Genomic DNA, 12,694 nt, shown 5'->3' with positions numbered 1-12,694 from the left:
GTGCGGTGGGTCTGTGCGGCCGCCGTCGTTTTGGCGGGGTGCAGCGCGACGCAGGATGCGTCGCCGTCCGGACAGGTGCAGCGGCCGGAGTATCTGGGCGTTCGCACCGAACTGCTGGACGGGGATCTGGTGAACTTCAAGGTCGCCCTCCGGGGGACCGATACACCGGAGGCGGTGGAAAAATATGCAGAGTGTGCTGCGGCGCAGTACGCTCTGATCCGGGGTTACGGTTTCGCCCGTCTGGTGCGGACGAACGTGACCGAAGAGGGTGGCACTTGGGCCGCGGATGCTGTTTACACCATCTCGCCGGACCTGCCGCGCGGGTTGGTGACCATCGACGCGGTGGTGACTGTTGCAGATTGCGGCGCGTCGGGCATACCGACGGTCTGAAGGCGAAGGGTCAGAGGAAACCATGGTCAACTTTTTCACCACGACGAACACGGGGATCATCCTTCTGATCCTGGGACAGTGTCTTCTGGTCCTGATTCCGTTGCTGCTGGGTCTTGCCATGCTGATGTACGCGGACCGCAAGGTCTGGGCCGCCGTGCAGATGCGCCGCGGACCCAACGTCGTCGGCCCCTGGGGCGTCTTGCAATCCTTTGCCGACTTCCTGAAATACATCGTCAAGGAAATCGTCGTCCCCGCCGGGGCCGACAAGGCGGTCTACTTCATCGCGCCGCTGCTGTCCTTCATCCTGCCGGTGATCGCGTGGTCTGTGATTCCCTTCAACACCGGCTGGGTGTTGTCCGACATCAACGTTGCCATCCTCTTCGTCTTCGCGGTGTCGTCGCTGGAGGTCTACGGCGTCATCATGGGCGGCTGGGCCTCGAACTCCAAATACCCGTTCCTCGGCTCGCTGCGGTCGGCCGCGCAGATGATCTCCTACGAAGTGTCGCTCGGTCTCATCATTGTCGGCATCATCATCTCGACGGGCTCGATGAACTTCGGCGACATCGTCGAGGCGCAGCGCGGCGCTGGCTTGCTGTCGTGGTACTGGGTCGCCCACTTCCCGATGCTGTTCCTGTTCTTCATCTCGGCGCTGGCCGAAACCAACCGCCCGCCGTTCGACCTGCCAGAGGCCGAGTCGGAACTGGTCGCGGGCTATCAGGTCGAATACTCCTCCACCCCGTTCCTGCTGTTCATGATCGGCGAACTGATGGCCGTCGTGCTGATGTGCGCGCTGGTGTCGCTGCTGTTCCTCGGCGGCTGGCTTTCCCCGATCCCCGGTCTGCCGGACGGCATCCTGTGGATGGTGCTCAAGATGCTGGCCTGCTTCTTCATGTTCGCCATGGTGAAGGCGATCACGCCGCGCTACCGCTACGACCAGCTGATGCGGATCGGCTGGAAGGTCTTCCTGCCGCTCAGCCTCGTCTGGGTCGTGCTGATTGCCTTCCTCGCCAAGTTCGAGGTGCTGGGCGGCTTCTGGGCGCGCTGGACATGGGGCATCTGACCGTGACACGCGCTGCCAACATTCATCTAACCGCCCCGTCAGGGCTGGAGGTCTAGATCTCATGGACTATACCCGCGCCGCAAAATACTTTCTGCTGTCGGACTTCTGGAAGGGGTTCGGTCTGGGCATGAAGTACTTCTTCGCCCCCAAGGCCACCGTGAACTACCCGCACGAAAAGGGGCCTTTGTCGCCTCGCTTCCGCGGTGAACACGCCCTGCGCCGCTATCCCAACGGCGAGGAACGCTGCATCGCCTGCAAGCTGTGCGAGGCGATCTGCCCCGCGCAGGCGATTACCATCGACGCGGCGCCGCGCACCGACGACGGCAGCCGCCGCACCACGCGTTACGACATCGACATGACCAAGTGCATTTACTGCGGCTTCTGTCAGGAAGCCTGCCCGGTCGATGCCATTGTCGAGGGGCCGAACTTCGAATTCAGCACCGAGACGCGCGAAGAGCTCTACTATGACAAGGAAAAGCTGCTGGCGAACGGCGACCGCTGGGAATCGGAAATCGCCCGCAACCTCGAGATGGATGCGCCCTACAGATGACCGACGCCAAGAACCCCTTCGAGGCCATGATGACCATGGGGCAGGACTGGGTGAAACAGCTCAACCCTGCGATGGAATCCTTCACGCCCAAGGGGTTCGAGGCGCTGTGGCCGACGATGCCCAAGGAAATGATGGAAACCTTCTTTGGCAAGGGGTTGAATCCGGACGGACTTGACGCCAAGACGCGGCTGTTGATGACGCTGATGGGTCTGACAATCATGGGCGCGCAGGCGGAGGCGCAGTTGCGCCTGACCGTGCGCCATCTGGTCGAGGCGGGCGCCACCCAGAAGGAAGTCGCCGAGACGATCGCCATGGCCGCGATGTTCGGCGGCGTGCCGGCGATGACCAAGGCGATGGAAATCGCGAACGACGTGATGAAAAAGGACGATCAGGCATGACCCCTTTCGTGTTCACTTTCTACCTGTTCGCGATCACCACGATCATGGGCGGATTGATGACGGTCCTGTCGCGCAACCCGGTCCATTCGGTGTTGTGGCTGATCCTCGCGTTCCTGTCCTCGGCTGGCCTGTTCGTCACGCTGGGCGCCGAATTCGTCGCCATGCTGCTGATCATCGTCTATGTCGGCGCCGTCGCGGTGCTGTTCCTCTTCGTCGTGATGATGCTCGACGTCGATTTTGCAGAGTTGAAGGCCGAGATGTCGAAATACCTGCCGCTCGGCCTGCTGATCGGCGTCGTCGTCCTGATGCAGCTGGCCATCGCCATGGGCGCGTGGACCTTCTCCGACGATATCGCCACGCGGCTCGCGGCTCCGGTGCCGGACAGCTACAACACCACCGGCCTCGGTATGCTGATCTATGACCGCTACATCATCCTGTTCCAGCTGGCGGGTCTGATCCTGCTGGTGGCGATGATCGGTGCCATCGTGCTGACCCTGCGCCACCGCGTCGACATCAAGCGTCAGAACGTCATCAAGCAGATGCACCGCGACCCGGCGCTGGCGATGGAACTCAAGGACGTGAAACCGGGGCAGGGCCTGTAACGGCCACCCTCAAAAGGAAACAAGCCATGTCGAACACCACCATTGCCGCGCTGATCATCGTGCTGATCCTCGTCTTCGGCGGCGGCTACACGTTTTTCGGCTAAGACCAGAACAAGACGGGCGAACCGCCCAGAGGGACCAAGCGCATGATCGGACTGGAACATTATCTTGTGGTGGCGGCGGCGCTCTTCGTCATCGGCATCTTCGGGCTGTTTCTCAACCGCAAGAACGTGATCATCCTGCTGATGAGCATCGAGCTGATGCTGCTGGCGGTGAACATCAATTTCGTCGCGTTTTCCAGTTTTCTGAACGATCTCGTGGGGCAGGTCTTTACCCTCTTCGTCCTGACCGTCGCCGCGGCCGAGGCCGCGATCGGGTTGGCCATTCTGGTCTGCTTCTTCCGCAACCGCGGGACCATCGACGTTGAAGACGTCAACGTGATGAAGGGCTAAGGCACATGGAAACGATCATCCTGTTCGCACCGCTGGTCGGCGCCCTGATCTGCGGCTTCACCTGGCGTATGATCGGCGAGAAGCCGGCCCAATGGGTCGCCACATCGCTGCTGTTCCTGGCCGCGTTCCTGTCCTGGATCGTGTTCCTGGGCTTCGACGGCGTCACCCGCGACATCACCGTCCTGCGCTGGATCGAGAGCGGGTCGCTCGCCACCGACTGGGCGATCCGTCTGGACCGGCTGACCGCGATCATGCTGATCGTCATCACCACAGTCTCGGCGCTCGTACACCTCTATTCCTTCGGCTACATGGCCCACGACGACAATTTCAAGGACGGCACGCCCTACCGCGCCCGCTTCTTTGCCTATCTGTCGTTCTTCACCTTCGCCATGCTGATGCTGGTGACCGCCGACAACCTGATCCAGATGTTCTTCGGCTGGGAAGGCGTGGGCGTCGCGTCCTACCTGCTGATCGGCTTCTACTACCGCAAGCCAAGCGCCAATGCCGCAGCGATCAAGGCGTTCGTGGTCAACCGCGTCGGCGACTTCGGATTCGCGCTGGGGATCTTCGGCCTCTTCTACCTGACCGACTCGGTGAAGTTCGCCGACATCTTCCCGCAGACGCCCGAGATTGCGCAGACCCAGATCGCCTTCCTCTGGACCGAATGGAATGCCGCGAACCTGATCGGCGTCCTGCTCTTCATCGGTGCCATGGGCAAGTCGGCGCAGCTGTTCCTGCACACCTGGCTGCCCGACGCCATGGAAGGCCCGACGCCTGTGTCGGCGTTGATCCACGCGGCCACCATGGTCACCGCCGGCGTCTTCCTCGTGTGCCGCATGTCGCCGCTGTTTGAATACGCGCCAGAGGCCAAGCAGATGATCGTCTTCATCGGCGCCTCCACCGCCTTCTTTGCCGCGACGGTGGGTCTGGTGCAGACCGACATCAAGCGCGTCATCGCCTATTCGACCTGTTCGCAGCTCGGCTACATGTTCGTGGCCGCCGGCGTCGGGGTCTATTCCGTTGCCATGTTCCACCTGCTGACCCATGCCTTCTTCAAGGCGATGCTGTTCCTCGGCGCGGGTTCGGTGATCCACGGGATGCACCACGAGCAGGACATGCGGAACTACGGCGGGCTGCGCAAGAAGCTGCCCTATACCTTCTATGCCATGCTGATCGGCACGCTCGCCATCACCGGCGTCGGCATCCCGCTGACCCACATCGGCTTCGCCGGGTTCCTGTCCAAGGACGCCGTGATCGAGTCCGCCTGGGCCGGCGGCACGGGCTACAGCTTTTGGCTGCTGGTCATCGCGGCGCTCTTCACCAGCTTCTACAGCTGGCGCCTGATGTTCCTGACCTTCTACGGCACGCCGCGCGGCGACCACCATACCCACGACCATGCGCATGAATCGCCCATGGTCATGCTGGTCCCGCTCGGCGTCCTCAGCCTCGGCGCGGTCTTCGCCGGGATGATCTGGTACGGGCCGATGTTCGGCGAGACGCAGAAGGTCGCGTCCTTCTTTGCCATCCCCGCCGCCGGCGAGGTCGAGGCCGAGGAGGGCGCGCCAGCAACCGACGAGGCACACGGCGAAGGCCCCGCTGTCGCAATCGAACAGGCCGCAGAGGGCGACGCGGAAGGTGCCGTCGAGGCGATCACCGCCGAGGGTCACGACGGCGACGATCCCGACACCGAAGGTCACCACTTCGTCTTCGGCGGAGAGCCCGGCGACGGCGCGATCTTCATCGGCCCGGACAACCACACCATCGACGGCGCGCATGAAAGCCCGATCTGGGTCAAGATCAGCCCCTTCATCGCCATGCTGATCGGCTTCCTGACCGCCTACCAGATGTATATCCGGCGCCCCGATCTGCCGGGCAAGCTGGCGGCGAACCAGTCGCACCTCTACCAGTTCCTGCTGAACAAGTGGTACTTCGACGAGATCTACAATTTCGTCTTCGTGCGCCCCGCGCTGGCCATCGGCCGCTTCCTCTGGCACCGCGGTGACGAGGGCACGATCGACGGCGGCATCAACGGTCTGGCATTGGGTATCGTGCCGTTCCTGACCCGCGCCGCCGGGCGCATGCAGTCGGGCTACGTCTTTACCTATGCCTTCGCCATGGTCGCCGGCATCGCGCTTCTGCTGACCTGGATCACGCTCACCGGAGGGGCCAACTGATGGGCAACCTGCTTTCACTCACCACGTTCATTCCGCTGATCGGGGCCGTCATCCTGGCGCTGTTCCTGCGCGGCAATGACGTGGCGGCCCAGCGGAATGCGAAGTGGGTGGCCCTCGCCGCGACGTCCGCCACTTTCCTCGTCTCGCTCTTCATCCTCTTCGGCTTCGACCCGGCAAATACCGACTTTCAGATGGTCGAGGAACACTCCTGGCTGCTGGGGCTGAACTACAAGATGGGTGTCGATGGCATCTCTGTGCTCTTCGTCATGCTGACGACCTTCCTGATGCCGCTGGTGATCGGCGCCTGCTGGAACGTCGAGACGCGGGTCAAGGAATACATGATCGCCTTCCTCGTGCTGGAAACACTGATGCTGGGCGTCTTCATGGCGCTGGATCTGGTGCTGTTCTACATGTTCTTCGAGGCAGGGCTGATCCCGATGTTCCTGATCATCGGGATCTGGGGCGGGGTGAACCGCATCTACGCCAGCTTCAAGTTCTTCCTCTACACCTTCCTCGGGTCTGTCCTGATGCTGGTGGCGATGGTCGCGATGTTCTCGATCGCGGGCACGACCGACATCCCGACGCTGATGGCCACGGATTTCCCCGCGACCGACTTCACGGTTCTGGGCCTGACCATCGTCGGCGGCGCGCAGACGCTGATGTTCATCGCCTTCTTCGCCAGCTTCGCAGTCAAGATGCCGATGTGGCCGGTCCACACCTGGCTGCCGGACGCCCACGTGCAGGCGCCGACCGCAGGCTCCGTCGTGCTGGCGGCGATCCTGCTCAAGATGGGCGGCTACGGCTTCCTGCGCTTCAGTCTGCCGATGTTCCCGGTGGGATCCGAAATCATGGGCCCGCTGGTCCTGTGGCTTTCGGCCATCGCAATCGTCTACACTTCTCTTGTGGCGTTGGTGCAGAAGGACATGAAGAAGCTGATCGCCTATTCCTCCGTCGCGCACATGGGTTACGTGACCATGGGCATCTTCACCGTGAACCAGCAGGGGCTGGACGGCGCGATCTTCCAGATGCTGTCGCACGGCTTCATTTCCGGTGCGATGTTCCTCTGTGTCGGCGTGATCTACGACCGGATGCACACCCGAGAGATCGAGGCCTACGGCGGCCTCGTGAACCGGATGCCCGCTTATGCGATGGTCTTCATGTTCTTCACGATGGCGAACGTCGGTCTGCCGGGGACCTCTGGCTTCGTCGGCGAATTCCTGACCCTGATGGGGATCTTTCAGGAAAATACCTGGGTCGCCGTTGTCGCCACATCCGGGGTGATCCTGTCGGCGGCCTACGGCCTCTGGCTCTATCGCCGGGTCGTCATGGGCGACCTGATCAAGGAAAGCCTGAAGTCGATCACCGACATGAACGGACGAGAGCGGGCGATCTTCGCCCCGCTGGTGGCGATGACCCTGCTGCTGGGCGTCTATCCCAGCCTCGTCACCGATATCATCGGCCCGTCGGTCGGCGCCCTGATCGGTCAATACGATACGGCACAGGCGGCCTACGAGGCTGCGACCCAAGTCGCTGCGAACTAAGGAAACGGACCCATGATTTCTGCCGATATCCAGACCATCCTGCCAGAGATCGCCCTGTCGGTCTATGCGATGGTCGCTTTGCTGGGCGCCGTCTACACGATCAAGGACGGGGCGGCCTCGACGCTGGTCTGGCTGACCTCCGGCGTGTTCCTGCTGCTTGCGGCCTGGATTGCGACGCGGCAGGGTGCCGCCGTCCCGGCCTTCGACGGCATGTTCGTATCCGACAGCTTCTCGCGGTTTGCCAAGGTCACGATCCTGACCTCCGCCGCCGCCGTACTGGTGATGAGCGAGACCTACATGGCCCGCCGCAACCTGCTGCGGTTCGAATATCCGCTGCTGGTGGCGCTGGCCGTCGTCGGCATGATGGTCATGGTCTCCGCCGGGGATCTCATGACGCTCTACATGGGGCTGGAGCTGCAGTCGCTGGCGCTCTACGTTGTCGCTTCACTGCGCCGTGACAGCATCCGCTCGACCGAGGCCGGCCTGAAGTACTTCGTCCTTGGGGCACTGTCCTCGGGCCTGCTGCTTTATGGCGCATCGCTGACCTACGGCTTCACCGGCACCACACTCTTCTCGGGCATCATAACAGGCGTGCAGGACCAGCCGTCGCTGGCTCTGCTGTTCGGTCTGGTCTTCCTGATCGCCGGCCTCGCGTTCAAGGTGTCTGCAGCGCCATTCCACATGTGGACACCGGACGTCTACGAAGGCTCGCCCACGCCGGTCACCGCGTTCTTTGCCACCGCCCCCAAGGTGGCGGCCATGGCGCTGTTCGCGCGGCTGATGTTCGACGCCTTCGGCGGCATCACCGGTGACTGGCAGCAGATCGTGGCCTTCCTGTCGCTGGTGTCGATGTTCCTCGGCTCCATCGCCGCGATTGGCCAGCGCGACATCAAGCGCCTGATGGCCTACTCATCCATCGCGCACATGGGCTACGCCCTGATGGGCCTGGCCGCCGGGACCGCTTTCGGCGTGCAGGCCATGCTGATCTACATGGCGATCTACGTCACGATGAACGTCGGCACCTTCGCCTTCATCCTCGGCATGGAACGCGACGGCCGCCCGGTCACCGACATCCTTGCCCTGCGCATGTACGCCAAGGATCAGCCGACCCGTGCGCTCGCCATGCTCGTCCTGATGTTCAGCCTTGCCGGTGTGCCCCCGATGGTCGGCTTCTTCGGCAAGCTCTACGTGTTGCGTGCGGCATACGACGGTGGCTTGGCCTGGTTGGCGGTCGCCGGTGTCGTCGCATCGGTCATTGGCGCCTACTACTACCTGCGGATCGTCTATTACATGTACTTCGGCGAAGAGGGCGAGAAGCTGGACGCCCCGACCCAGCCGATCCTCGGCGGCTTCCTTCTGGTCTCCGCTGCCATGATGGTGATCGGCGTCGTCAACCTCTTCGGCATAGAGCCGATCGCGGCATCCGCCGCTGCCTCACTTGTCAACTGATCCCACCACGCACGCCCTCTGGCCAGAGGGCGTGCTGTGCCGTCACCTGACCACCGTCGACAGCACCATGGCAGAGGCCGCGCGGATCGCCCCGACGCTGGAGGCGCCGACTTGGATCGTCGCCGATGAACAGACCGGCGCACGCGGGCGGCGCGGTCGCGACTGGCAGACGCCGACGGGCAACTTTGCCGCCACCCTGATCTACAAGCCGAACTGCACCGCGCAGCAGGCCGGGCTGCGGTCCTTCATGGCCGCCGTCGCCCTGTTCGAGGCGCTGGCGATGTATGTCGACCGCACCAAGCTCTCGCTCAAATGGCCGAACGACGTGCTGCTGAACGGCGGCAAGGTCGCCGGCATCCTGCTCGAAACCAGCGGGCAGGGACCATATGTCGACTGGCTCGCCGTCGGTATCGGAGTCAACCTCAGCCACGTCCCCCCGGGCATCCGCGACGCTTCCTTCCCACCGGTCTCGCTTGCGGACGAAGGCGAGCGGGTGCCGACGCCCAAGGATTTCCTGATCCGCCTCGCCTCCGACTATGCCACGCAGGAAGCAAAGCTGTGGGAGTTCGATTTCGAGATCATCCGCCGCGACTGGCTTCGCCACGCCGCCCGGCTGGGAGAGGTCATCACCGCCCGCACCGCGCGGGACGAGGTCACCGGCACCTTCGAGACCGTCGACAACGACGGCAACCTTGTCCTGATCACGCCGGAGGGGCGACGCGTCATACCCGCGGCCGACATCTACTTCTAGAAGGGGGCGAACATGCTGTTGGCCATCGACTGCGGCAACACGAACACCGTCTTCTCGATCTGGGATGGGTCGCGGTTCCTCACCACCTGGCGGACCAAGACCGACTGGCAGCGCACCGCGGACCAGTATTTCGTCTGGCTGACCTCTCTGATGCAGTCACAGAAGGTCGACGTGAAGATAGACGAGGTCATCGTCAGCGCCACCGTGCCGCGCGTCGTCTTCAACCTGCGGGTCTTGGCTGACCGTTACTTCAACTGCCGCCCGATGGTGGTGGGCAAGCCTGAATGCCTGTTGCCGACCCCGCCGCGCGTCGATCCCGGCACCGCGGTCGGCCCCGACCGGCTGGTGAACACCGCCGGCGCCTTCGACCGGCACGGCGGCAACCTCATCGTGGTGGATTTCGGCACGGCGACGACGCTCGACGTTGTGGACGACGATGGCGCCTACGTCGGCGGCGTCATCGCCCCCGGCGTGAACGTCAGCCTCGAGGCCTTCCACATGGCCGCCGCCGCCCTACCTCATGTCGATGTCACCCGGCCGGAGCGCGTGATCGGGACGAATACCGTCGCCTGCATGCAGTCCGGTGCGTTCTGGGGTTACATCGGCCTCGTGAAAGAGATAACCGCACGGATCAAAGCCGAACGCGGCCGAGAGATGACCGTCATCGGGACCGGTGGACTGGCCTCACTCTTCGCCACAGGCGACCAATTATTTGACCGGGTCGAGGATGACCTGACGATGCACGGGCTGACCGTCATCCACCAATACAACAAGGACCATACATGAGTGCTGCAAAAGCAAACGACCGCCTGATCTACATGCCGCTTGGCGGCGCCGGAGAGATCGGGATGAACTGCTACGTCTACGGCTACGGCCCGAAAGGCAAGGAGCGTCTGATCGTTGTCGATCTTGGCGTGACCTTCCCCGACATGGACGGGACTCCGGGCCTCGACCTGATCTTTCCCGACATCACCTGGCTCAAGGAGCGTCGCGACCGGATCGACGGCATCTTCATCACCCACGCGCACGAGGATCACGTCGGCGCCGTCGGCCTGCTGTGGCAGCAACTTGGCGCGCCGATCTACGCGCGCAAATTCACTGCAAACATCGCGCGGCGCAAGCTGCAGGAACATGGGCTGTCCGACAACACCGTGACGGTGGTCGAACCCTATCCGGCGGTCATCGACTGCGGGCCGTTCAAGGTCTCCTACGTGCCGATCAGCCACTCGATCCCCGAAAGCGCGGGTCTGGTGATCGACAGCGCCGGCGGCCGCATTGTCCACACCGGCGACTTCAAGATCGACATGACGCCGGTCTGCGGCGATCCTTTCAACACCGAAGTCTGGCAGGAGATCGCGAAGGACGGCGTCAAGGCGCTGGTCTGCGACAGCACCAACATCTTCTCGCCCAACCCCGGCCGGTCGGAGGTTTCCATCGGCCCCGCGATCACCGAGCTGATGCGCGACGCCGCCGGTATGATGGTCGCCACGACCTTCGCGTCGAACATCGCCCGGCTCAAGACACTGGCCGATGCCGCCGTGGCGGCCGGACGCAAGGTCTGCCTGCTGGGCCGGTCGATGAACCGCATGGTCGAAGCGGCCAAGGAAACCGGCCTGCTGACCGACTTTCCGCACACGATTCCACCCGAAGAAGCGGCGAACCTGCCCCGCAATCAAGTTCTGCTGCTGGTCACCGGCAGCCAGGGCGAACGCCGCGCGGCCTCGGCCCAGCTCAGCCAAGGCAGCTACCTCGGGCTCAGCCTGAAGGAAGGCGACACATTCCTCTTCTCCTCGCGTGTGATTCCGGGCAACGAGCGTGGCGTCATTCGCATCATGAACCAGCTCAGCGAACTGGGTGTGGACATCGTCGACGACGAGGATGGCCGCTACCACGTGTCGGGCCACGCGAATCGCCCGGACCTCGAGACGATGCACGCGCTGATCCAGCCGCAGTTCCTAATTCCGATGCACGGCGAACACCGCCACCTGCGCGAGCACGTGAAGGTCGCGGGCCTCCGCGGGTTGCCGGGGATCGTTGCCGTGAACGGCATGATGATCGACCTGTCCGGCAACCAGCCCACGGTTGCCGAATACGTCGAGACCGGGCGCACCTATCTGGACGGCTCTGTCCAGATCGGCGCGATGGACGGCGTTGTCCGCGACCGCATCCGCATGGCGCTGAACGGCGTCGCGGTGGTCACGCTCATCATCGACGAGAACGACGAACCGCTGGGCGACCCTTGGGTCGAAATCTCGGGCCTGGCCGAGGTCGGACGCTCGGACACGGCTTTGGCCGAGGTCATGGAGGCAGATCTCGCACAATTCATCGGCCGCGCTGACCCCAAAACGATCCGCGACGATGTGAAGCTGGAAAAAGAGCTGAAGAACATCGCGCGTCGCTCCGCCCAAGGCGAGATCGGCAAGAAGCCGGAAGTCATCGTGGTCATCAGCCGCCTAGGCTGATCCACGAGAGACCAAACCGCTGAAAGGGCGCCGTCCGAAAGGACCGGCGCCCTTCATTCATTATGACATGGACAACGTCCGGTCCGCCTTCTTTTCATCAGAAATATATTGAGGTGCGGGGGCAGCGCCCCCATGGATCGGCCCGGTCATGGCCGGCTCGATCCTCATTCCGAACAGACCCAGACCGCACCGCCGACGGCAACGGCAGTCGCGGCCGCCGCCCCGATCGCGACGGGCGCGCTCACGACGCCGGCGGCGCTGGTGGCTGCCGTGCCAAGCGCACTCGTGATCGAGGCGTGCGATCCTGACAGCAGCACGGCGCCTGAACTGTGGGTCACCTTGCTCAGCGTCGAATCGCCCGTGCCGAGAACCGTGCCAACCACGGCGCCCGTCGCATGGGTCAGGGCGTCCTTCGTGCCGTTGACCTTGGTGCAGACGCCACCACCCGTGCAGCGCCCGCGAAAATTGCGCGCGCCGGGGACCAGCACGAATCCGGTTTCGGCGTCGGTATATTGCAGGCACATGTCATCGACCGGCTCGATCTCGCTGATGAAGGCAAAGACCTCCTCGCTGGTGCAGGACCGCTGGTCGCCAGTCAGCCAGTCGAAAGACCGCGCCGGAAAGTTCAGCAGCCGCTCGCGTCGGGTCGTGGGGGCGGGTGATACGGTCAAGGTCTCGGTGTCGATCTGCAATGCGATCGATTCGACGGTGCTCTGGCAGACGTCTGCGCTGGCTGCATGGCCCAGCAGGGCCATTGGGAAGAGGAAGGTTTTCAGCATGGTTCTGGCCCCTGTCTTTTCAGGAACCATGCCGCAGCCGCGGCGGCCCGTCGACGTGAAAGCGATCACATCGGCGGGAGAAGCGC

The 12,694-nt window shown here is 63.4% G+C and carries 13 protein-coding genes; 12 read left to right on the top strand and 1 reads right to left on the bottom strand.

The genetic code is table 11. The annotated features are described in order from the left end of the window. From BUA54_RS04705 to BUA54_RS04650, 12 genes are all read left to right on the top strand, one after another. Complete coding sequence (locus BUA54_RS04705; protein WP_425434945.1) at nucleotides 1-390, top strand: hypothetical protein; 390 nt, start codon at nucleotides 1-3, stop codon at nucleotides 388-390. A 22-nt stretch (nucleotides 391-412) separates the two neighbouring features. Continuing rightward, nucleotides 413-1,450, top strand: a complete 1,038-nt coding sequence (gene nuoH, locus BUA54_RS04700) for an NADH-quinone oxidoreductase subunit NuoH (RefSeq protein WP_072855997.1) — start codon at nucleotides 413-415, stop codon at nucleotides 1,448-1,450. Between the two features lie 61 nt (nucleotides 1,451-1,511). Next, nucleotides 1,512-2,000: an NADH-quinone oxidoreductase subunit NuoI gene (nuoI, locus tag BUA54_RS04695; protein ID WP_072855996.1), complete on the top strand. Its 489-nt coding sequence runs from the start codon at nucleotides 1,512-1,514 to the stop codon at nucleotides 1,998-2,000. Then, nucleotides 1,997-2,398 (top strand): carboxymuconolactone decarboxylase family protein, encoded by a 402-nt coding sequence (locus tag BUA54_RS04690; RefSeq protein WP_072855995.1) that lies wholly within the window; start codon nucleotides 1,997-1,999, stop codon nucleotides 2,396-2,398. The genes nuoI and BUA54_RS04690 overlap by 4 nt, the downstream gene beginning before the upstream one ends. After that, nucleotides 2,395-3,000 (top strand): NADH-quinone oxidoreductase subunit J, encoded by a 606-nt coding sequence (locus BUA54_RS04685; protein WP_072855994.1) that lies wholly within the window; start codon nucleotides 2,395-2,397, stop codon nucleotides 2,998-3,000. Before BUA54_RS04690 ends, BUA54_RS04685 begins: the two co-directional genes overlap by 4 nt. Before the next feature lie 146 nt (nucleotides 3,001-3,146). Beyond that, entirely contained in the window at nucleotides 3,147-3,452 is a 306-nt protein-coding gene (gene nuoK, locus BUA54_RS04680) for an NADH-quinone oxidoreductase subunit NuoK (protein WP_072855993.1), read from the top strand. 5 nt (nucleotides 3,453-3,457) lie between these two features. Further along, nucleotides 3,458-5,626, top strand: coding sequence for an NADH-quinone oxidoreductase subunit L (gene nuoL / locus BUA54_RS04675; protein ID WP_072855992.1), 2,169 nt, complete (start codon nucleotides 3,458-3,460; stop codon nucleotides 5,624-5,626). Continuing rightward, a complete protein-coding gene (locus BUA54_RS04670; RefSeq protein WP_072855991.1) occupies nucleotides 5,626-7,167 on the top strand; it encodes an NADH-quinone oxidoreductase subunit M in 1,542 nt (513 codons plus the stop codon). The genes nuoL and BUA54_RS04670 overlap by 1 nt, the downstream gene beginning before the upstream one ends. A 12-nt stretch (nucleotides 7,168-7,179) precedes the next feature. After that, the gene (gene nuoN, locus BUA54_RS04665; RefSeq protein WP_072855990.1) at nucleotides 7,180-8,616 is read left to right on the top strand and encodes an NADH-quinone oxidoreductase subunit NuoN; all 1,437 of its coding nucleotides are present in this window, start codon (nucleotides 7,180-7,182) and stop codon (nucleotides 8,614-8,616) included. Continuing rightward, nucleotides 8,606-9,367: a biotin--[acetyl-CoA-carboxylase] ligase gene (locus BUA54_RS04660; protein ID WP_072855989.1), complete on the top strand. Its 762-nt coding sequence runs from the start codon at nucleotides 8,606-8,608 to the stop codon at nucleotides 9,365-9,367. The genes nuoN and BUA54_RS04660 overlap by 11 nt, the downstream gene beginning before the upstream one ends. A 12-nt stretch (nucleotides 9,368-9,379) precedes the next feature. Continuing rightward, on the top strand, nucleotides 9,380-10,153 hold the full coding sequence (locus BUA54_RS04655) for a type III pantothenate kinase (RefSeq protein ID WP_072855988.1): 774 nt from the start codon (nucleotides 9,380-9,382) through the stop codon (nucleotides 10,151-10,153). Beyond that, complete coding sequence (locus tag BUA54_RS04650) at nucleotides 10,150-11,829, top strand: ribonuclease J (RefSeq protein WP_072855987.1); 1,680 nt, start codon at nucleotides 10,150-10,152, stop codon at nucleotides 11,827-11,829. The genes BUA54_RS04655 and BUA54_RS04650 overlap by 4 nt, the downstream gene beginning before the upstream one ends. Nucleotides 11,830-11,993: 164 nt before the next feature. Here the strand turns inward: BUA54_RS04650 and BUA54_RS04645 are convergent, their stop codons facing one another. Then, nucleotides 11,994-12,608 (bottom strand): hypothetical protein, encoded by a 615-nt coding sequence (locus BUA54_RS04645; RefSeq protein ID WP_072855986.1) that lies wholly within the window; start codon nucleotides 12,606-12,608, stop codon nucleotides 11,994-11,996. Nucleotides 12,609-12,694: the final 86 nt, after the last annotated feature.

The sequence above is a fragment of the Loktanella atrilutea genome (assembly GCF_900128995.1).
GTDB classification, from domain to species: Bacteria; Pseudomonadota; Alphaproteobacteria; order Rhodobacterales; family Rhodobacteraceae; genus Loktanella; species Loktanella atrilutea.
The sequence above is the reverse complement of the archived record's forward strand: the minus strand, read 5'-3'. Positions and strand labels throughout refer to the sequence as shown.